The sequence below is a fragment of the Sporomusa intestinalis genome, from assembly GCF_055383785.1.
In genome coordinates this window covers 5,503,994-5,524,011 of record NZ_AP042390.1, presented here as the reverse complement: position 1 = coordinate 5,524,011, position 20,018 = coordinate 5,503,994, and the positions used below count along the sequence as shown (strand labels likewise).

The following is a 20,018-nucleotide window of genomic DNA, read 5'->3' as shown; positions in this document are numbered from 1 at the left end:
TGAAGGAGGGCCTGTTATGCATAAGTCTATTGCCAATTTAACTGTACTATTTGTGCTGCTGGCGTCGGTTAGCCTGACTGGCTGCACGAAAGCAGAGACCGTTAGGGAAGAGGCGCCCTTTGTCCGCTCGCAGCTTGTTAGGCTGGATGCTGCCGGCCAGGCAGCAAACTATGCCGGTGAAGTGCGCGGCCGGTATGAGACGCAGCTGTCGTTTCAGGTCAGCGGGAAGATTATCAAAAGGCACGTTGAGCTTGGCAGTACGGTTCAGTCCGGGGACGTGCTTATGGAGATTGATGCCAAGGATATAGAACAGACGGTCAACATGAGCTCGGCACAGGTTGCTTCCGCTCAGTCTCAGCTGAGTCTGGCCAGGACGAATCTTGAACGCTATCGCAGTCTCTATGAGCAGGGCGCGGCCAGCCGTATGCAGCTGGATCAATACCAGAATGCCTATGATGTTGCCCTGGCTGCTGTTCGTCAGGCAACCGCCCAGTATACGCAAGGGGCTAACCAGCTGGGCTACAGTACCCTGGTGGCCGATAGGGCCGGTGTTATCGCTAATGTTGCTGCTGAGGCCGGGCAGGTTGTGAATGCCGGCCAGCCAGTCGTTACCCTGGTACAGAATGGTGAACGGGAGATAGAAATCAATGTCCCGGAAAACCGTATTGACGAAATGCGAACCAGCAGGCAGGTGCAGGTCAGTTTTTGGGCCCTGCCCGGCGTTACCACCGAGGGGCAAGTCAGAGAGATTTCGCCAGTGGCTGACAAAGTGGCCAGAACGTATAGAGCCAGGATTAGTTTGCCCAGCCCGCCTGACGGCATCAATCTGGGGATGACCGCCAATGTAACGGTGGTCGGCCCCACTGGCCAGCAGGCCGTTTATATTCCCCTTGCGGCAGTCTATCAAACTGGTGATACACCCCATGTGTGGATTATAAAAGACGGCATAGTCAGCTTGCGCCCCATAAAGGCCGGCGCCTTCGGTGACGGCAGGATTCAAGTGCTGGACGGGCTTCAGGACGGGGATCTAATTGTTACCGCCGGCGTCCAGAAGCTGCGGGAAGGTCAAAAGGTGCGCTATGAGTAAGCTGAATCTGACAGAATGGTCTCTTAAGCACAAGCAGCTTGTGTACTTCTTTGTTTTTTTGGTTTTTGTGGCCGGCATTTTTTCCTACCAGAAACTAGGACGGATGGAAGACCCCGACTTTGTCATCCGCCAGATGGTTGTGTCGGTTGCCTGGCCAGGGGCCAATGCCCGCGAGGTGGAGGAGCAGGTAACCGACAAAATTGAGAAAAAGCTGCAGGATACCCCCGGCCTGGATTATTTAAAAAGCTATTCGCGTCCGGGGCAGGCCGTAATCTATGTGATATTAAAAGATTCGGTTAAAGAAGCGGATGTGCGGCCCACCTGGCTGGAAGTGCGCAATATGGTCAATGATATCAAAGGCACACTGCCGCAGGGGGTAGTGGGACCTGCCTTCAATGACCGGTTTGATGACGTATTCGGCAGTATTTATGCCCTTACCGCGGCAGAATACAGTTACGAGGATATGCGGGAAGAGGCCGAGCTGATCCGCAGGACACTCCTGGGGGTAAACAGTGTTAAAAAGGTTGAACTCATCGGCGTGCAGCCGGAAAAAATTTATATTGAAATGGAAAGCAGCAAGCTGGCCGGGCTGGGAATAGACCCCAGTCTGATTATTGCGGCCGTAAAAGCGCAAAGTGCGATGGCAGCCTCGGGGATGGTGGAGACGGCCTCGGACAATATATACCTGCGGGTGTCAGGGCTGTTTGAAAATATTGACGGCCTGCGCAACCTGCCGATTCGTGTTAATGAGCGGACCTTTCGCCTTGGCGATATTGCCAGGATTGAGCGTAGTTACGCCGAACCCATGGAACCGAAAATGTATGTCAACGGACAACCGGCAATCGGTATTGCCCTTTCCATGGACAGTGGGGGGAACATCCTTACCCTGGGGACCGAGCTGGAGAAGACTATAGCGGTAATAAAAAAGGATTTGCCGCTCGGCATGGAAATCAGCCAGGTATCCAATCAACCCCAAGTGGTCAAAGAATCCATCAATGAATTTATCAAATCTTTGGGGGAAGCTGTCGTCATTGTACTGGCAGTCAGCTTTCTCAGCCTTGGGGTCCGGTCAGGCGTCGTGGTTGCCTTATGTATCCCTCTGGTTATTGCCGGGATCTTTGTGGGTATGGAGATCCAGGGGATAGATTTGCACAAGGTATCGCTGGGGGCCTTAATCATGGCTCTGGGCTTATTAGTGGATGATGCCATCATCGCTATTGAGATGATGACCGTAAAGCTGGAGCAGGGGTGGGGGCGCTTTGAGGCGGCTTGCTACGCCTATACCGCTACTGCTTTTCCGATGCTCACAGGCACCCTTATCACTTGTGCCGGCTTTATACCCATCGGTTTTTCGCAGGGGGCGGCGGCCGAATTTACCAGCAGTTTATTCCCGGTTATCACCATTGCCCTGGTAATTTCCTGGGTTGTATCTGTTATGGTAACGCCGCTGCTGGGGTATAAGCTGATCAAACCCAAACATACCGCCGGGCCGGGCCGTGATATATACGATACAAGGTTTTACCGGCTGTTCCGGCAGACCCTTGTTTGGTGCCTGAAGCACAAGCAGCTGGTGCTTGTCATAACGGCGGTTTGTTTTGCTGGCTCGATCTTTTTATTACAGTTTGTCAAACAGGAGTTTTTCCCGCCTTCAGTCCGGCCGGAGCTAATTGTGGAGATGACGTTGCCGGAAGGAGCCTCGCTGGCCGCAACCGGGCAGGAAGCCCAAAAACTGGCTGACAGCCTCGCCGGTGACCCGGACATTGAGAGTTACAGCTATTATGTCGGCAAAGGCGCACCCCGCTTTATTCTTACTATAGAGCCCAAGCTGCCCACGAACAACTATGCCCAGTTTATTATTGTTGCCAAAAACCTCCAGGCCCGTGAGGCGCTGCAGATGAAAATTGATAAGTTGTTTGACGAAAACTTTGCTAATGTGCGGGGCCATGTTAAGCTGATTCAAACCGGTCCTCCCTCAGAATACCCGGTTATGCTGCGGGTTAGCGGCTATGACCACGAGCAAGTCCGGGCAATTGCAAAACAGGTCAGTGAGACGATGGCTGCGAATCCCAACCTTACAAAGATTAACTTTGACTGGAATGAAAAAAGCAAAGTTATGCATTTAGCGGTTGACCAGGACAAGGCCAGAACGCTTGGTCTCAATAGCCAGGGGTTGGCTCAGGATTTACAGAGCCAGCTGTCCGGCGCCGCCATTGCCGAGTATTATGAGCAGGATAAGACGGTTGGCATTGTGTTCCGTTTAGATGCGCAGAACCGCAAGGATTTAGGCAGTATCAAAGACCTGCCGGTACACATCGGCAACGGCAAATTTGTGCCTTTAGAGCAAATTGCCCAAATAAGCTACGCTGCGGAAGAAGGGGTAATCTGGCGTCATAACCTGAAGCCGACGATTACGGTGCAAGCAGAGGTAAGCCCCGGTGTAACCGGTAATGATGCCACCAAGGAAGTGTATGAAAGTCTAAAATCAGTCCGCGCCGGCCTGCCTGCCGGCTATAGTATTGAGATTGGCGGTTCGTTTGAAAAAAGCCAGACCTCGATTGACTTCTTGCTGAAAACGGTGCCGATTATGATTGTGGCTATTGTTATCCTGCTTATGCTGCAATTGCAGAATATATCTTTGATGATCCTGACTCTTCTGACCGCTCCGCTTGGCATCATCGGGGTCAGCCTGACCATGCTGCTAACAGGCCGGCCGATGGGTTTTGTGGCTGAACTCGGGATTTTAGCCCTTAGCGGGATGATTATCCGGAACTCGGTCATTCTGATTGATCAGATTGAACAGCATATCAAAGCCGGCGAGGCGCCGTGGGAGGCCATCATCAACTCCGCCGTACTGAGACTCCGCCCCATTATGCTTACGGCGGCGGCGGCAATCCTTGGCATGCTGCCCCTGGTTCCCAGCACGTTCTGGGGGCCGATGGCGGTGGCCATCAGCGGCGGCTTGCTGGGCGCAACCGTGATGACCCTGCTTGTTCTGCCGACCATGTATGCCGTGTGGTTTAAGGTAAAGCCGGAAGTAAAAGCAAACCAGGCTGATTAAGACGCTTGCCGGCATTTTTCCGGGCTTGACAATCCCGGTGAAAGTAGTATTCTATAGTCAGACTTATTCTCAGGGCGGGGTGCAAGTCCCCACCGGCGGTATCCCAGGCAACTGGGGAGCCCGCGAGCGCTCCTGCTTGCAGGAGGTCAGCAGATCTGGTGAGAAGCCAGAGCCGACGGTATAGTCCGGATGAAAGAGGATGAGACAGTTAGCTGGTTACTGACAGCAGTGCTAGCTGTCCCCAACGCCCTGATTCGGGTGAGTCGACTAAATATAGGAGGCGACTACTTTGAATCAGCAGTTATTAGCCCGGTTTGGCAATTCTGGTGCCCGGGTGGAACAGGCACTTAAGTCATTGCGCGCAGGGCAGGGTATTCTGGTTACTGATGATGAACAGCGGGAAAACGAGGGCGATATATTTTTTGCTGCGGAGTCATTGACTCCGCAGCAGATGGCAATGCTTATCCGCGACGGCAGCGGGATTGTCTGCCTGTGCCTGCCGGCAGAAAAGGCGGAAGAATTGGCTCTGCCGCTGATGGTGGAGAATAATACCAGCCACTTTCAAACGGCGTTTACTATATCCATTGAGGCTGCAAGCGGCGTTACTACAGGGGTTTCTGCGGCCGACCGGGTTACGACAGTGCAGGCGGCGATCGCCGAACAGGCCTGTCCGGATCATCTGCGGCGCCCTGGGCACGTATTTCCATTAAGAGCGCGCCCCGGCGGTGTCCTGGAACGCCCAGGCCATACGGAGGCTAATGTTGACCTCATGCGGCTGGCCGGCCTGAAGCCATATGGTGTCTTATGTGAACTTACCAATCCGGATGGGACGATGGCCCGCCTGCCGGAAATAGTAGCGTTTGCCGAAAAGAATAACATGCCGGTAGTCACTGTGGCAGATATTGTCCAGTACCGGCAGGCCTTGGCCTCTAAAGAGCAAAGATAAAGAAAAAGATCCGTAGACAGTTTTCCTGTCTACGGATCTTTGCTAATTCATCATACTAGACGCTGCGTTTTTGTCTAAAATTCTTGTATTTAGCAGTCCCGTATTCAATCACAACAAATAATACAGGAACCAGGAAGATTCCCAGGCCGGTGGCCATGATCATGCCACCCACGACCGTTGTTCCCAGGGCCGTGCGGGCGGCGGCACCGGCGCCTGTTGACAGGGCCAGCGGAATGCAGCCCAGGATAAAGGCGAACGAGGTCATTAGAATTGGCCGCAGTCTGAGTTTGGAAGCCTCTATGGCCGCTTGCACAGGCTCCATGCCCTTGTCGGTTCTGACTTTGGCGTATTCTACGATCAGAATTGCATTTTTGGCCGCCAGGCCGATCAGCATGACCAGGCCGATCTGCATGTAGACGCTGTTTTCCAGGCCGCGGGCATATTGGAACAGCACGGAACCTAAAATGCCTGTGGGCACTGACAGCAATACGGCAAAGGGGATATTCCAGCTTTCATACAACGCTGCCAGGCACAAGAACACGAAGAGCAGCGCAAAGCCGAAAATAACAGGTGTTTGACCGCTGGACAGCTTTTCCTCCCGGCTTAAATCAGCCCATTCATAGGTGAAGGTTGAGGGTAACACCTCAGCCGCCACCTCCTCCAGGGCCTGCATGGCCTGGCCGGAGCTGTAACCGGCTGCTGTGGTGGCGTTAATCTGCATTGCCGGGTAACCGTTAAAGCGTTTGATCAGGGTCTGACCGCTGGTGGCAACCGGGGTGACCAGTGTATTGAGCGGGACCATCGTACCGGCAGAGCTGCGCACATAGAAGAAGCGGGTCGCGTCCACATCGGCGCGGAATTCGGGCTCAGCCTGCAACATAACCTTGTAGGTCCGGCCAAAACGGTTAAAGTCATTGACCTGAACACCACCCAGGAAGGTCTGGAGGGTGGTGAAAATATCCTGGACGGGAACTCCCAGGGCTTTGGCCTTTTCCCGGTCTACATCATACCGGTAAGAGGGGGTATCGGCGCGGAAGCTTGATTGAGCCATGCCCAGCTCGGGCCGTTTTCTGGCGGCGGCAATAAATTGCTGGGATACATTGTTTATCTCCTCCAGCGTAGAGCCGCCCCGGTCCTGGATCATAAAGGTGAGGCCGCCGACGGCGCCGATTCCCGGCAAGGCAGGCGGATTAAAGGCAAAAACGGTGGCTTCCGGTATTGCGCTTACTTTGCCCATGGCCTGACCCAGAATTGCATTAAGCTGGGTATGGGGTTCAGTTCGCTCCGACCAGGGCTCCAGGCCGGCAATAACCATGGCGCCGTTCGACTTCTGGCCGCCGGCGAGAATATCAAAGCCGGCTACCTCCATGGTATTCTCCACGCCTGGCAGCGAACGGTAAATTTCGCCGACCTGCGTGGCAATGGCCCGGGTGCGGTTCATGTTGGCGGCTTCAGGCAGGCTGACGACCGATAGCATGAAGCCCTGGTCTTCGTTGGGAACGAAGGTCGAAGGAATTACTCGCAGCATACCGACACACAGAATGACGATAACTGCCAGCCCTACACCCCATAAGCCGGCCCGGCGGATGGAATGGCGGACACCGTTGGAATATTTCTCGGTAATGTGGTCAAACCACAGGTTAAACCGATCAAAGAATTTGCCCATAACGCCGGTGCGCTTCTCGCCGGTGTGCGGCTGCAGCAGCAGGCTGCATAACGCCGGGGTCAGCGACAGGGCCACAATCGCCGACAGCGCCATGGATACCGCAATTGTCAGCGCAAACTGCTTATACAAAACACCGGTGGTGCCGCCGAAAAAGGCAACCGGAATAAAAACAGAGGCGAGCACGAAGGCGATAGCGACAACCGGGCCGGAAACCTCCTGCATAGCCCGGACAGTAGCCTCTTTCGGGCTGAGGCCGGATTTACGCATATGGTGCTCAACTGCCTCGACCACAATAATGGCATCATCCACCACCAGGCCAATGGCAAGCACCATGGCAAACAGGGTCAGCGTGTTGATAGAGAACCCCAGGAATACAAAAGCGCCGAAGGTTCCGATCAGGGAAACCGGCACGGCCAGCATGGGGATTAACGTGGCCCGCCAGTTTTGCAGGAACAGATAAACGATGACAAGGACCAGGGCCAGGGCTTCCAGGAAGGTATGGAAAACCTTTTCTAACGACTCCCTGATATACTTGGTATTATCGGTAAGGATGCGGTACTCCACCCCCGGTGGAAACCGTTTGGCGGCATCCTCAATAACCTGCCGCACCCCGGCGATTGTCTCCAGGGCATTGGCTTCTGTTGTCAGCTGCACAGCAAAAACAACCGAATCGCTCCCGTTGAAGCTGCTTTTAAAGGTATTATCCTTGGCACTTAACTCCACTGTGGCGACATCGCCCAGATAAATGGCCGAGCCGTCGCTTTGCGAGCGGATGATTACCTTTTTAAAGTCTTCTTCCGTGACAAGGCGGCCCTGAATACTGGCCGTATACTGGAACTCCTGCTGGGCCATCGACGGCAGCTGGCCGATAGTACCGGCAGGGGCCTGTACATTTTGCTCTTTAATGGCACTGGCAACATCGGCGGCCGTGACCCCCAGCTGGGCCAGTTTATCGGGTTTGAGCCAGATACGCATACCGAAGTCGGCGCCATATTCACCGACATCGCCGACCCCTTGGACCCGGCGAATATCGTCAATAATGTTAATGCTGCCGTAGTTTTTGAGAAATACACTGTCATAGGTGTTGTCAGGGGAGATAAGACTAAAATACAGAGCCGTGTCGGGGGAAACCTTACGGGTGGTTACGCCCATAAGCTGTACATCCTGCGGCAGGCCGGCATTAGCCTGGGCCACACGGTTCTGGGTGTACATTGTCACCATATCCGGGTTTTGCCCCAGCTCAAATTTAACATTGAGGGAATAGCGGCCGGAATCGGCACTGGTTGAGCTCATCGCCACCGCGCCCTCCACGCCGTTTACCTGCTGTTCGATGACCTGGGCGACGGTTTTTTCCACTACATCGGCATTGGCGCCGGTATATACGGTGCTGATGCTGACCTGAGGCGGCGTTATCTGCGGATACTGGGCAATCGGCAGGTTAAAGGCGGCAATACCGCCGGCCAGGGTAATAAGGATTGCTATAACGATCGCAAAGATCGGTCGGTTGATAAAAAATTGTGCCATGAACCCGCCCCCTTACTTCATGACCGGAATTGTCAGGTCATGAAGTCCGATCATTGTAACTTTGAGAATGGATCCTGGTTGGGCTTTGGCAAAGCCTTCCACCACTACAACATCCTGGGCCGTAAGGCCTTCTTCCACAATTTGCAGATTATCTATTTTAGGCCCCAGCTTTATCGGCTTTGTTACGGCTTCATTATTGGCGCCGACGACGGTGACAAAGGTTTTACCCAGCAATTCCTGCACCGCCCGCTGGGGAATCAGCAGAGCCCCTGGCCTGGTTTCACCGACGGCCACAATCCGGGCAAACATGCCGGGTACCAGTAATTGCTGTGGGTTGCTGAAGGAGGCTTTCATCGCCAGGGTGCCGGTCTGGCTGCTCAAGCCCCGGTCAACCTGCTCCAAATGCCCGGTAAGCGGGTATTTACTGCCATCGCTGAGGATCAGAGTCAGATTCTGGCCCCAGGAATCAGGCGTATTGCCAAGGCGGGAAAACTTCAGATATTCATTTTCGCTCATGCTAAACCGTACCTGTACGGGGTCGACTGAGGAAACGGTCGCGATTACGGTGCTGCCGGCCTGGGCATACATGCCGGCGCTTAATTCGCCTACGCCGATCCGGCCGTCCACCGGTGATACAATTAATGTATCTGCCAAATCATTCTGGGCCTGCGCCAGTTTCGCCAGATAGGCATTGGCCTGGGCCTGGGCCTGTTCAGCCTGGGCTTCGGTGGTGTCTAGCACCTGCGCCGCAATGCCGCCCTGGTCAGCGAGATTTTGATAACGCACAACATCACGGCGGATGTTGCTAAGCGAGGCCTGGGCTTGAGCCACCTGCGCCTGGGCGTCGGCTACTGCTGCCGCATAATTGCGTCGGTCAATCTCAAATAAAGGCTGCCCGGCCTGGACCGTATCGCCGCCTTTCACTAATTTACGGGCAATATTGCCGGAGACCTGGGATTTGATCTGAATTTCGTCTTTCGCTACGATTTCACCAACAAACTCGTATGTAACAGGTGTGTCCTGCTGCAGGACCTGCATCGCCTTAACCCCAACCTCCTGCGGTGGACGGGCAGCTTGCTGTTTGCTGCAGCCTGTGGTCAATAGCAAAAGTAAGATTGTCAGCCATATGATGTTTTTTCTGTTCACCGTCATTTCTCCTCGCCTTTTCATATTTGTACATTATTCGTGACCCCGGTTAAATAGATTTCTACCGCCTGGGCCATATATTGCTGTGCAAGGTCTTCTCTGTCCGGAAGAATCTCTTGGCAAAGGGAATGGGTTGTTAATGACAAATTCAATATCCTGAGCAATGACATAGCCGCTAATTGCGGGTCAATATCAGCCCGGAACTCACCACTTGCCACCGCATCTTTAATACAATTGCTCAGGAAAAAGTGCATCCGCTTGGCGCCGGTCTTTACAATGGTGTTAAAGTATTTGGTGGGATTAAAAATTTCCGTATAAAAAAGTCGGTCTATGTAGGGATTTTTTTTGTGAATGACGACCAGGATGTCCGCAAAGCGCCGTATCTTTTGTACAGCGGGGATATTTTCCTGACTGATAACATCAATTGCGTCGCCCAATGTCGATAGCTGCTTTTCCAACACATAGGCATACAAGTTTTCCTTGCCGCCGAAATAATAGGAAATGAGGGCAATATTTACGCCGGCAGCATCCGCTAACTCTTTAACCGAAACAGAAGCCATGCCTTTTGATGCGAATAAGGGGATGGCCGCTTCAATAATTTTATTAACGGTTGGTTTATCGGTACATATTTCGACTTTCGCTGTCTTCACCTTCTTTCGTAATTTTCTGTTTTTGTTTAAAAACCACATTTTAAATATGAATTTAATTATATGTCAAACAAGTGATTCCTGTCTAGCATATTTGATATTATTAATACGAATTTAATAAGCCAGTTTTTTACATCGTTGCTTGTCTGTGTTGCCCCGCGGTGGTTCGCGGCAGCTTTTTTTACTGCTGCTAACGGCAGTGAGGCAATAAAAAGAGGCTATGTGCAGCACATAGCCTCAGCCTGTAGACAAAAGCAGAATCACTCCCAACATTATGGTAAAATGAAGAAGGGAGTGATTTTATTATGTATGTAAAAAAGAATCGAGACAGCCAAAGGCAAATCAAGTTTGTATGTTTGGAAGATTTAGTGCCCGAGCAGCATATGTTACGGGATATAGATAGAGCCATTGATTTTAGTTTTATCTACGAAGAAGTAAAAGGATTATATAGCGAGATAGAGTGGGGAAAACCGGGAATCGACCCGGTAAGCCTGTTTAAAATAGTATTTATACAACACCTGTTTGGAATCCGAAGTATGCGTCAGACGATCAAAGAAATAGAAGTGAATATGGCCTATCGGTGGTTTATCGGCTACGATATGACAGAACCGATCCCCCACTTCTCGACCTTTGGCAAGAACTATACGAGACGATTTAAAGATACGGATGTGTTTGAGCGGATATTTGCCCGTATCTTACAAGAAGCCGTTGATAGTGGTTTTGTCGATGCGAGTGCCGTGTTTATGGATGCAACGCATATCAAAGCCAGTGCAAACAAAAAGAAAGCCCGGAGTGAAATGGTAGAAAACCAGGCCAAGCAGTATCAGCAGCAATTAGAGGAAGAAATCAACAAAGACCGGCAAAATCATGGGAAAAAGCCCCTGAAAAAGGATGACGATGAGCCTCCGGAAATGAAAGCAAGCAAGCAAAGCTGCACCGATCCGGAAAGTGGGCTATTCCACAAAGGAGAGCATGACAAGTGCTTTGCCTATGTGACTAACACAGCCTGTGACCGGCATAACTTCATTCTGGACTTTGAGGTTGGGGCCGGAAATAGTCACGACAGCACCCTGTTTGATAGAGTGTATGACAAGCTAATCGGTCAATTTCCAGAGATCAAAGTAGTGGCTGTAGATGCAGGATATAAAACGCCGTGGATCATGAAGCAGGTAATAGATAGTGAAAGGATTCCGGCCGTGCCGTATAAGCGGCCAATGACGAAAGAAGGATTCTTTAAGAAATACGAATATGTGTATGATGAATATTATGATTGCATAGTGTGTCCTGGCAATCAGGTACTGTCATACAGTACAACGAACCGGGAGGGATACCAGGAATTTAAAAGTGATCCCAAGTACTGTAAAGACTGTCGGTATTTATCGCAATGTACCCAAAGCCAGTTACACCAAAAACTCGTCACACGCCATGTATGGGAGAACTACATAGAAATAGCCGAAGACTATCGGCATATGCCAGTCTATCGAGATATCTATAAACTGAGAAGTCAAACGATTGAGCGGGTATTTGCGGATGCAAAGGAAAAACATGCAATGAGATATACACAATTGCGGGGTCTGCAAAAAGTAAAGATGCAGGTAACCCTTATTTTTGCCTGCATGAATTTAAAGAAGCTAGCCACCTGGAAACGGAGAACGGGGCTATTAGCTCCTTTGTTTGCCGATTTTTGGCTCGGAAAACTTGCTTTTTTATCTCCTTGCTTCCACTCATTGACAAAAGGCACCTTACGCTTTGCGTAAAGTGCCTTTTTGTCTACGGTCTGAGGCTATGTGCAGCACATAGCCTGTAATCAATACGTTTGCCTGTTGTCAGCCGTTTATTTCTTTTAAATAGGTTTTAATGTTTGCGACCGAATGCGCCAAAGCCGCTTCCTCGGCCTGGGACATGGGGAGCACCAGCGTTGGGCCGGCTCCCTGGCGGCTGATTACAGTCGGCAGGCTGACTGCGGTTCCATAGTTGCTGTTAAAGGTGGAGACAGGCAAAATCTGGCGGCTGTCCTGGGCGATTGCTTCCAGAATGGCATAGGCCGACATAGCGGGAGCAAAGACTGTGCCGCCTTTCAGGGCAATAACCCGGCCCGAGGCGGCCCGGACCTCATTGGCGATCCGCATGACGGCGGCAGCGTCATAATTGGGCAGATTAACCAGGGGAATTCCTTTGCTGCTTATATTTGACACCAATGGCACCATGGTTTCCCCGTGTTCGCCCACCACATAGGCGTCAAGATCGCGGGCATCGATCTTGAAGTGCCGGGCGAGATACGAGCGGTAGCGAGCCGTGTCCAGCACTGTTCCCATGCCGATCACACGTCCGGCCGGCAGGCCGGAGGACTGATAGGCAAGCTGGGTCATCACATCCAGGGGATTGGTAATCATTAGTATGATGCAATTCGGACTAAGGGCAACCACTTTTTTGGTAATATCGGCAATTAGTCCGGCATTGCGGGACAGCAGCATCACCCGCGGCTCATCGGCCTTACGGGGAATACCGGCGCTGATGACGACAATATCGGAATTGCTTGTATCTTCAATCAGGCCGTGTTTAATGTCGGCCTGGGGGCAAAAGGCCTGTCCCTGCAGAATATCAAGGGCTTCTCCCTGGGCTTTGTCGCTGGCGACATCTGTCAGGACGATCTCCTGCGCCAGTCCTTTTACGGCTGTCGTATAAGCTACCGCAACCCCTACTTTGCCAGCGCCAATAAACGAAATTTTCATTGTCATGCTCCTGTCTGTTATGTTTTTAATTGCAGCTGCTGTAAAATATTATAAGATTGACAAAGTTTGGCATACTGTTCCTGCCCGATATGGTTGACCAGAATGTTAACCATAATGTCATGCCGCACATATTCTTTGGTGACTAATACGAGGGAAGGGGTTTTTGTCCAGACCCCAGTGGAGTTATTGCTGTCGGCCGTTAACTTACCGATAACCGTTTCGGTGTCATCGGCGATAACCGTACAGAGCTTGGCGCCTACCCGCTGGTGTACATTGTGACTGCAATCTTCCAGGTTGATCACCTGGCTGGCGGCAACCTCGGCCGCGCCAAATATTGCGACAACAACATAAACACCGCGGTTTACGGCGGCGCTGAAGGCCGGATTAAGCTGGGCCAGCTGTTCGGGCCAGAGCGAGGCGAATATCTCCGCGCGGGCCTGGCCGATCAACTCGCTCATTTTCGTGTTGATACTGTCGGTTCCCTGGAGATTCCAGGTGAGGTCAAAAGCGTCCAGGGGCGGAATAGCCTGTAAGTCGGCCAATACGGACCGGATACTTTTTTCCGTGTCTGCCTGGAGGCGGGCAAATAAGATTTGTGGCTGGACAGGGTAATAAAGAACAGGGTCGCTTTGGCTGTCGAGTACGGCCCCGCGATGCTTTAATTTAGTTAAAACCTCATAGATTTTGGACGGGGGAATCTGCGCTAACTTGCTGATTTCGTAGCCATTAGCCGGAAAGCGCCGCAATAGTGCGTAATAGGCCTTGGCTTCATAAGCGGTAAATCCGAGTGCTTCAAGCTTTTTTAAAACCTTCATAGCAGCCCTGCCCTTCTTGTCTATATACTACTATGGTAGTATATAGACTTCAATATACACTGACTATCAGTGTATAGAAACAATTTTTATCTGCAAGGTATAGCTGCAGCGTTCCGGGCCGAAGCAGACTCCCCTGTAAATGAAACTTGACTGGCAGGGGGATTCTTAGTATATTTAAGAACAAGCGTACAGGGGAGAAAGGCAGTATTATGTAAAGAGTGACAACATCTGCGGGCGACGAATGATTTTTTTATAGATAAGAGACTGCCTGTCCGCTTCTGGGCGACCACTATTTTTTTTAGCTTACTTCTGAGGAGGGTACTGTTGGTGGAAAATCGGTATGTTTTTTATGATGGCAAGATTGTTCCCGAGAGTGAGGTACATATCAGCATTCGGTGCAAAGGGTTTAATTACGGCTTAGGCTGCTTTGAAGGGATTAGGGCATATTGGGCTGAGACCGAGAAGCAGCTGTACGCCTTTCGTATGCGGGAACACTATGAGCGGCTGCTGCAATCCTGTAAAACATTATATATTAATATTCCTTATACGGTAGATGAACTATGTCAGGCCACGGTGGACCTGCTTAAAAAACATAACTTTCGCAGCACTGTCTACATCCGCCCCCTTGCTTTTAAAGGCTCTGATCAGATATTCCCGACCTTGCTGGATGACGATAACCGAATTGTAATTTACTGTCAGCCGCTGGGCAGCTTTGTTGGCAAGGAGGAGCTGCGGGCCGCCTTTACCTCCTGGGAACGGTTAGGCGATAATATGCTGCCGCCCCGTACCAAACCGACAGCCGCTTATCTCAACTCAGGTCTGGCGTCGCTGGAGGTAGTGCGGCGGGGCTATGATGAGGCCCTGTTTTTAACCCGTAATGGTCATGTGTGTGAAGGACCGGGTGAGAATGTTTTTATGGTCCGTAAGGGAAAACTGATAACCCCGCCGCCATCAGATAATATTCTCGAGGGCATAACCAGAGATACGGTAATGATTTTGGCAAGGGAAGAGCTGGGGATTGAGGTCATTGAGAGGAGTATTACCAGGACTGAGCTCTATGCCGCTGACGAGGTTTTCTTCAGCGGCACCGCAATGGAGGTTGTCGCCGTTGTCGAGGTGGATGACCGCAGGATCGGCACCGGCCATCAGGGGCCGGTATGCCGTAAGCTTAAAGAGCTTTTTTTCCAGGTTGCGACTTCCCGGTTGAAGAAATACTCGGATTTTTGTATGCCTGTCTATTAATTGCACCTCCGGCCGGAGCTGGGGCTGGGCCATTTTGTATGCCTGCTTGCAGTATTTTTGCCAAGCATCCAGACTTGCACCAGGCCATTAGTTGTGATATAGTATTTAATATATTTTGTATGCAAGTATTTTGTAAAAGGATTAGATAGTATGCTGCAAATTTTTGATAGTACCTGTTTGTTGCTGGCTAAGGCGGAGCAAAAACACTATAACTATACCAGAAGACTGCTGGATAAGGAAAAGCTAAATATTACTCCCGGGCAAATGGCTGTTATCTATACTTTGTATAAAGGTGACGGCATCTCAATCACCGAGCTGGGCAAAAAATGCTATTTGGACAATTCTACCCTGACCGGTATCATCGACCGCCTGGAAAAGGCCGGTTTGGTATTGCGGACAGGGCAGCAGGAGGACCGCCGGTCTTTCCTTATCTGTCTGACAGAAGCGGCGCGGGAGCTGGAGAATCGGATCACTGGGATTATGGACCGCATTTGCAGCTTTATGCTGACAGAATGTACTGAGGAGGAAATCACCGTTTTCCGTAAAGTGCTGCTGAATATTTTCGCCAGGCTCTAGGGATAATTTTATATAGCTTATATATTTTGTATACATAATATTGCAATGGAGAGTATAGGAGGAAACTGGCATGTTATCACCAATTGCAGAATGGAAAAGCGTGAGAAAATTTTTGCCCCAACCGGTAGAGAACGAAAAGCTCGTCCAGGTTATGCAGGCCGGGCGCCGGGCGCCGTCCTGGAAAAATATCCAGCCCTGGCGGTTTATTGCTCTGACCGAAACGGTTGATAAAGATAAACTGGCGGCCGGGTTTTCCATGGGCGCTCTTATAAAGAAGGCGCCTGCGGTCATTCTTTGCGTGGGTACACTGGGCTCCTGGGAGCGGGAGCATCAGCGGGACCGTTTGCGGGAGTTGCTTGCGAACACCGGTGTTGCGATGGCCAATGAAGAGATTGATAAAACCTTTTTAAATAACCAAATTGCCCAGGCACTGGCTAACACAACGTCTTCGTTAATGGCAAGAACCTTTGAAAATATGGGGATTGCCTATGGCTTCATGATTCTGGAGGCAGTGAATCAAGGGCTGGGAGCCTGTATTGTCGGAGAAATTGACAATGAGCTTTCCGGGGTTGATAGTGTTAGGTATAGTGAGATAAAAAGCTATTTTGGGTTAAGTGACACAGATATTATTACGGCCGCAATCATTTTGGGCTACCCCGCCCGGGAGTCGGCTGTAAGTCCCCGTAAGCCGGAAGACGCTGTCTTCCAAATTCGCGGCTAGTTGCAGGTCGAGGTGGCGGCAGATGCAAGAGAACCCGAAATGTACAAATTGCCAGCATTATTATATTACCTGGGATAAGAATTTTCCCTATGGGTGCAAGGCTATGGGGTTTAAAAGCTTTAAAGCACCCAATGCAGTTGTCAGAGAGTCGTCCGGGCAGCAATGTCTGGGCTATGCGGAGAAACAAAAATTGGAAAACCGGCCGTAATGAGCTGGTTTTCCAATTTTTGTTTGTTAATATCTTGACTTTATCCCCCTGGGGGGGATAAAATAAGAAGGGAGGTGTTAATGTGGATAGCCATGTACACACACATCAGAAGCAGGTAGTAAACAGGCTGGCCCGCATAGAGGGCCATACCCGGGCCGTCAAGCAAATGGTGGCCGAAGGCCGTGACTGTCCCGAGGTTTTGCTGCAGATTGCCGCTATCCGCAAGGCGCTTGATAATACAGCCAAGCTTATCCTGAAGGATCATCTGGAGCATTGTCTGGTTCACGCCGTCAATGAAGGCGAACATGAGGAGTTCATGGGTAAGCTGCAGGCGGCGCTTAACCATTATATTCGCTGATGGAGGGATGCTTATGAAAGCGTTGGTGCTGGTGGCAGTCTTATTGTGTATTCCGTCGGTTACTTTCGCTCATTCCGGCACTGTTTTCCGGTCTGTCGTCAATTATGTGCCTCTGGCGGTTGCTTTTGTTCCCCTTGTTTGGAAGTCCCTTGCCAAAGTGATGGTAAAGCTGCGTGATTGGAGGCGGCGGGACGAAAACAGATAAACGGCTGGCGGTTATCCGGCCGGGCATATGAAAAGCCGCTGTTTGCCTATTGGGTTGCCAATAAGCAAACAGCGGCTTTTTTTACCGGCGCGGAAAGGATATTTTACGGTCTGATAGAAATATTATAGTAATTTGTGACTAGGCGGGGAAGGAGGCTCTATGGAAAAAAGGCTGCCGGTGGCGGCAGCCCTAGCCAATCTTTTATTGTCAGCTCGGGGATTTTGAATAAAAACCGGACTTGTTGCGCTGCTTCTCCACCGGGGCCGCTGCAGTAACCGGCAGGGTACTGGTGGCGGCGGCATTGCCTTGATCCGCGAGGGCAGCTTTGGTTGCCCGTTCAATAAGATAGTCCAGCGAATCGTAGGTCTGGGAGACTGCACAGCCAACCGTGACCGAAATCCGGATTGTTTCCCCATTAAGGAAGAGCGGTGATTCTGCAACAGACAGCTTAAGCTTGTCGGCAAGCAGCAGCAGCAGGCTGCGTTTAGAGGTGTCGGCAATGGCAATAAAACTGGCTCCGTGCCACCGGCCGATCAGATTGGGGTAGCTAATGCCGGCAGACAGCGTATTGGCAACAATCTTTAAAATTTTGTCGGCCATGGAAACCCCGTAGCGCTCATTAATAGCCCGGAAGCCGGTAATGTTTATATAGATGATACCAAAGGACTCCCTCTTGCCGGGGATTTCGCCCAGCATTGTCTGGAGGCGATTTTCAATATATTGTTTATTATATAATTCGGAAAGAGAGTCGATATAGGCCGCTTTGGTTAAGGCTTTTACCTTATCCGGCCCAAACCGCTGGTGGGCTTTAGCGGCGAATATTTCGATAAAGCCTGCTGGCTGCCGGTCTTTATTATAGACGGGAAAGAGCCGGACTGTGGTGGCAATATAGTGCCCTTCTTTGTGAGTAATCAACAGGTCTTTTTCCTGAAGCGGGTCTTCCTGCTGCAGGGCCGCGGTGAGGGGACACGCTTTGTCGCAGAGTTTGTCACCATTGGTATCTCGGTGAGCCAGAATCTGGCGACAGGTTTTCCGCACAGTTTCCTCCGTCTGGTAACCGGCAAGCTTCCGGGCCCCGGCGTTCCAATAGATGATTTGTTTGTTTGCGTCAGTGAAGCAGATACCTTCTTCCAGATAATCAAGGACAACGCTTAGCAAGGCTCTTACATGATCGTTCATAATCGGGCCCCCCTCAGTCGATCTTTCCTGATAAATTCTCATAATATGCAAATAATTCCTGCTTAATATTGACTCGCTATAAATTAAAATTTTATATAAGATAGATAGGAACTACTAATTATTTGTGATTGGCTACAGCCAGCTGACGGCATAAGATAAGTGTAGTTGGCACCTAACACTTCCTCTCCCTAAAACCAAGGATTGTTGGCGCATCTTTTCCCGCACTGCTGCGTTATCGTCACCTTACACATGTCCGATATGCGCGGTTCCTCCGCCTTGCATTGCGAAAAATCTACGCAAACTATTCCCTCGTTTTTTAAGAAGAGGAAATACTAGTGGGAAGGGGGAAGCATGCAATGTATGGCATTGTTCACTATGAAATGTTTCTTATTGCCAGTATTATCCTCAATATTACACCCGGGTCGGATACTATGTATATTTTAAGCCGCAGTATAGCCCAGGGCCGCCGGGCGGGAATTTATTCGGTCCTGGGCATCAGTACCGGCTGCGCCGTTCATACCGTGCTGGCCGCACTGGGGCTGTCCGTTATTCTGGCCCAATCGGCCCTGGCCTTTACTGTTGTTAAAACTGCCGGTGCCCTCTATCTCGGTTGGCTGGGCATCACTACGTTGCGGGCCAGACAAAACCCTTTGCTTGGCCTGCAGAGCAAGGAAATGACCGGCAGGGATATTTACTGGCAGGGGTTATTGACCAATGTGCTTAATCCGAAGGTAGCGATTTTTTTTATCTCTTTTCTGCCCCAGTTTATTGATCCCCGCAATAGTTACGGCATTGTGCCGTTTATCTTTTTAGGGATAAGCTTTTTAGTTACCGGTACCCTGTGGTGCCTGCTGCTGGCCTTTTGCTCTGCCCGCGCCACTGCTTTTCTCCGGCAAAATAACAGTGCGGCCAATTGGCTCAATAAAATCTGCGGGGGCATTTATTTGCTTTTGGGAGTAAAATTGCTGACAACGGAGCGTTGACGAAAAAAAGGAGATGAGCCTGTATGCGATTTGTTAATTTCCGGCTTGGCGAGGAGGTTCGCCTGGGCCTCAAAAGTGAAGGTGGTATTATCGATGTCAAAGCAAGGGCCGAGGCTTGCGGTGCCCGGGCGCCTGTCACCATGGAGCAGGTTATAGCTGCCGGCGAGGCAGCCTGGCCGCAACTAGCGGCGTTGGCGGAAACAGCGGGGGAGGTTCTGCCTGAGGCCGGGCTGTCCTTTGCTCCCTGTGTAGCGAAACCGGAAAAGATTATTTGTGTTGGCTTAAATTATGTCAGTCACCGGGACGAATGTGATATTGAGGTGCCGGCCGAGCCCATCCTGTTCAGCAAATTTAATAATGCACTCGCTGCCCATAACGAGGTGATTGCTTTGCCTCCCAATGCGGTGCAGTTTGATTATGAGGCAGAATTAGTCATTGTCATTGGCCGGGAAGCGTCCCATATTCCGCCGGCAGAGGCTCTTGCCTATGTGTTTGGTTATACCGTGGGCAACGACTTAAGCGCCAGAGACCTTCAATTCCGGACAGGCCAGTGGCTGTTGGGTAAGACTTGTGATCAGTTCGCGCCTATCGGACCCTGGCTGGTGACGGCTGATGAGATAGACCCGCATAATCTTGCTATTTCCTGCAGTGTTAACGGCGTTGTCCGCCAGTCAGGCAATACGCGGGATATGATCTTCGACTGCGCGGCCATCGTCAGCTACTGCTCAGACTATATGACCCTCAAGCCGGGTGACATTATTTTTTCCGGCACGCCGGGCGGCGTGATTCTGGGTTACCCGCCGGCACAGCAGCAATGGCTGGCTGCCGGCGATACGGTTGCTGTCACCATTGAAAACATTGGTACGTTGCAAAATACATTAAAATAGTGCAGTCATACATAAAAATGTGCTGTTTATAGGCAAAT

At 51.0% G+C, this 20,018-nt stretch carries 18 protein-coding genes and 1 riboswitch; of the genes, 12 read left to right on the top strand and 6 right to left on the bottom strand.

Annotation, left to right across the window (positions count from 1 at the left end; all coding sequences use genetic code 11):
• Nucleotides 1-16: 16 nt before the first annotated feature.
• The 3 genes from ACZ481_RS25615 to ribB all read left to right on the top strand — a co-directional run bounded on the left by ACZ481_RS25615 (nt 17) and on the right by ribB (nt 5,091).
• The gene (locus ACZ481_RS25615) at nt 17-1,087 is read left to right on the top strand and encodes an efflux RND transporter periplasmic adaptor subunit (protein WP_464768162.1); all 1,071 of its coding nucleotides are present in this window, start codon (nt 17-19) and stop codon (nt 1,085-1,087) included.
• The gene (locus ACZ481_RS25610) at nt 1,080-4,145 is read left to right on the top strand and encodes an efflux RND transporter permease subunit (protein ID WP_464768161.1); all 3,066 of its coding nucleotides are present in this window, start codon (nt 1,080-1,082) and stop codon (nt 4,143-4,145) included. Before ACZ481_RS25615 ends, ACZ481_RS25610 begins: the two co-directional genes overlap by 8 nt.
• 61 nt (nt 4,146-4,206) lie before the next feature.
• Nucleotides 4,207-4,350: riboswitch (FMN riboswitch) on the top strand.
• Nucleotides 4,351-4,434: 84 nt separating this feature from the next.
• The gene (gene ribB, locus ACZ481_RS25605; RefSeq protein ID WP_464768160.1) at nt 4,435-5,091 is read left to right on the top strand and encodes a 3,4-dihydroxy-2-butanone-4-phosphate synthase; all 657 of its coding nucleotides are present in this window, start codon (nt 4,435-4,437) and stop codon (nt 5,089-5,091) included.
• A 55-nt stretch (nt 5,092-5,146) separates the two neighbouring features.
• Here ribB and ACZ481_RS25600 read toward each other — a convergent pair whose 3' ends face one another.
• Genes ACZ481_RS25600 through ACZ481_RS25590 form a run of 3 tightly spaced genes read right to left on the bottom strand, consistent with a single transcriptional unit; the run spans nt 5,147 to nt 10,077 of the window.
• On the bottom strand, nt 5,147-8,281 hold the full coding sequence (locus ACZ481_RS25600) for an efflux RND transporter permease subunit (protein WP_464768159.1): 3,135 nt from the start codon (nt 8,279-8,281) through the stop codon (nt 5,147-5,149).
• A 12-nt stretch (nt 8,282-8,293) separates the two neighbouring features.
• Nucleotides 8,294-9,433 carry an efflux RND transporter periplasmic adaptor subunit gene (locus ACZ481_RS25595; RefSeq protein ID WP_464768158.1) on the bottom strand — a complete coding sequence of 380 codons (1,140 nt, stop codon included), beginning with the start codon at nt 9,431-9,433 and terminating at the stop codon, nt 8,294-8,296.
• Nucleotides 9,434-9,447: 14 nt separating this feature from the next.
• Nucleotides 9,448-10,077, bottom strand: a complete 630-nt coding sequence (locus ACZ481_RS25590; protein WP_464768157.1) for a TetR/AcrR family transcriptional regulator — start codon at nt 10,075-10,077, stop codon at nt 9,448-9,450.
• A gap of 302 nt (nt 10,078-10,379) precedes the next feature.
• On the opposite strand from ACZ481_RS25590, the gene ACZ481_RS25585 reads away from it, so the two are divergent.
• Entirely contained in the window at nt 10,380-11,831 is a 1,452-nt protein-coding gene (locus ACZ481_RS25585) for an IS1182 family transposase (RefSeq protein ID WP_464768156.1), read from the top strand.
• A gap of 69 nt (nt 11,832-11,900) precedes the next feature.
• Here ACZ481_RS25585 and ACZ481_RS25580 read toward each other — a convergent pair whose 3' ends face one another.
• Nucleotides 11,901-12,812: a malate dehydrogenase gene (locus tag ACZ481_RS25580; protein ID WP_464768155.1), complete on the bottom strand. Its 912-nt coding sequence runs from the start codon at nt 12,810-12,812 to the stop codon at nt 11,901-11,903.
• 11 nt (nt 12,813-12,823) lie between these two features.
• Nucleotides 12,824-13,621, bottom strand: a complete 798-nt coding sequence (locus ACZ481_RS25575; protein ID WP_464768154.1) for a TrmB family transcriptional regulator — start codon at nt 13,619-13,621, stop codon at nt 12,824-12,826.
• A 327-nt stretch (nt 13,622-13,948) separates the two neighbouring features.
• Here ACZ481_RS25575 and ACZ481_RS25570 point away from each other — a divergent pair, with 327 nt between their 5' ends.
• The 6 genes from ACZ481_RS25570 to ACZ481_RS25545 all read left to right on the top strand — a co-directional run bounded on the left by ACZ481_RS25570 (nt 13,949) and on the right by ACZ481_RS25545 (nt 16,931).
• Entirely contained in the window at nt 13,949-14,863 is a 915-nt protein-coding gene (locus tag ACZ481_RS25570) for a branched-chain amino acid transaminase (RefSeq protein WP_464768153.1), read from the top strand.
• Between the two features lie 150 nt (nt 14,864-15,013).
• A complete protein-coding gene (locus ACZ481_RS25565) occupies nt 15,014-15,439 on the top strand; it encodes a MarR family winged helix-turn-helix transcriptional regulator (RefSeq protein ID WP_464768152.1) in 426 nt (141 codons plus the stop codon).
• A 70-nt stretch (nt 15,440-15,509) separates the two neighbouring features.
• On the top strand, nt 15,510-16,160 hold the full coding sequence (locus ACZ481_RS25560; protein WP_464768151.1) for a nitroreductase family protein: 651 nt from the start codon (nt 15,510-15,512) through the stop codon (nt 16,158-16,160).
• Nucleotides 16,161-16,182: 22 nt separating this feature from the next.
• Nucleotides 16,183-16,368: a uracil-DNA glycosylase gene (locus ACZ481_RS25555; protein WP_464768150.1), complete on the top strand. Its 186-nt coding sequence runs from the start codon at nt 16,183-16,185 to the stop codon at nt 16,366-16,368.
• Between the two features lie 82 nt (nt 16,369-16,450).
• The gene (locus ACZ481_RS25550) at nt 16,451-16,726 is read left to right on the top strand and encodes a metal-sensing transcriptional repressor (RefSeq protein WP_144352269.1); all 276 of its coding nucleotides are present in this window, start codon (nt 16,451-16,453) and stop codon (nt 16,724-16,726) included.
• Between the two features lie 13 nt (nt 16,727-16,739).
• Nucleotides 16,740-16,931 (top strand): hypothetical protein, encoded by a 192-nt coding sequence (locus ACZ481_RS25545; RefSeq protein WP_464768149.1) that lies wholly within the window; start codon nt 16,740-16,742, stop codon nt 16,929-16,931.
• Nucleotides 16,932-17,138: 207 nt separating this feature from the next.
• Here ACZ481_RS25545 and ACZ481_RS25540 read toward each other — a convergent pair whose 3' ends face one another.
• The gene (locus tag ACZ481_RS25540; protein WP_464768148.1) at nt 17,139-18,110 is read right to left on the bottom strand and encodes a sensor domain-containing diguanylate cyclase; all 972 of its coding nucleotides are present in this window, start codon (nt 18,108-18,110) and stop codon (nt 17,139-17,141) included.
• A gap of 356 nt (nt 18,111-18,466) precedes the next feature.
• Between ACZ481_RS25540 and ACZ481_RS25535 the strand changes: the two genes are divergently transcribed.
• Nucleotides 18,467-19,093: a LysE family translocator gene (locus tag ACZ481_RS25535; protein WP_464768147.1), complete on the top strand. Its 627-nt coding sequence runs from the start codon at nt 18,467-18,469 to the stop codon at nt 19,091-19,093.
• A gap of 23 nt (nt 19,094-19,116) precedes the next feature.
• Nucleotides 19,117-19,980, top strand: coding sequence for a fumarylacetoacetate hydrolase family protein (locus ACZ481_RS25530; protein ID WP_464768146.1), 864 nt, complete (start codon nt 19,117-19,119; stop codon nt 19,978-19,980).
• Nucleotides 19,981-20,018 lie beyond the last annotated feature (38 nt).

Coding starts and splice junctions, on each gene's coding strand:
- ACZ481_RS25615 (WP_464768162.1), top strand. CDS start 17: ATGCATAAGTCTATTGCCAATTTAACTGTACTATTTGTGCTGCTGGCG.
- ACZ481_RS25610 (WP_464768161.1), top strand. CDS start 1,080: ATGAGTAAGCTGAATCTGACAGAATGGTCTCTTAAGCACAAGCAGCTT.
- ACZ481_RS25600 (WP_464768159.1), bottom strand. CDS start 8,281: ATGGCACAATTTTTTATCAACCGACCGATCTTTGCGATCGTTATAGCA.
- ACZ481_RS25595 (WP_464768158.1), bottom strand. CDS start 9,433: ATGACGGTGAACAGAAAAAACATCATATGGCTGACAATCTTACTTTTG.
- ACZ481_RS25585 (WP_464768156.1), top strand. CDS start 10,380: ATGTATGTAAAAAAGAATCGAGACAGCCAAAGGCAAATCAAGTTTGTA.
- ACZ481_RS25580 (WP_464768155.1), bottom strand. CDS start 12,812: ATGACAATGAAAATTTCGTTTATTGGCGCTGGCAAAGTAGGGGTTGCG.
- ACZ481_RS25575 (WP_464768154.1), bottom strand. CDS start 13,621: ATGAAGGTTTTAAAAAAGCTTGAAGCACTCGGATTTACCGCTTATGAA.
- ACZ481_RS25565 (WP_464768152.1), top strand. CDS start 15,014: ATGCTGCAAATTTTTGATAGTACCTGTTTGTTGCTGGCTAAGGCGGAG.
- ACZ481_RS25560 (WP_464768151.1), top strand. CDS start 15,510: ATGTTATCACCAATTGCAGAATGGAAAAGCGTGAGAAAATTTTTGCCC.
- ACZ481_RS25555 (WP_464768150.1), top strand. CDS start 16,183: ATGCAAGAGAACCCGAAATGTACAAATTGCCAGCATTATTATATTACC.
- ACZ481_RS25545 (WP_464768149.1), top strand. CDS start 16,740: ATGAAAGCGTTGGTGCTGGTGGCAGTCTTATTGTGTATTCCGTCGGTT.
- ACZ481_RS25540 (WP_464768148.1), bottom strand. CDS start 18,110: ATGAACGATCATGTAAGAGCCTTGCTAAGCGTTGTCCTTGATTATCTG.
- ACZ481_RS25535 (WP_464768147.1), top strand. CDS start 18,467: ATGTATGGCATTGTTCACTATGAAATGTTTCTTATTGCCAGTATTATC.
- ACZ481_RS25530 (WP_464768146.1), top strand. CDS start 19,117: ATGCGATTTGTTAATTTCCGGCTTGGCGAGGAGGTTCGCCTGGGCCTC.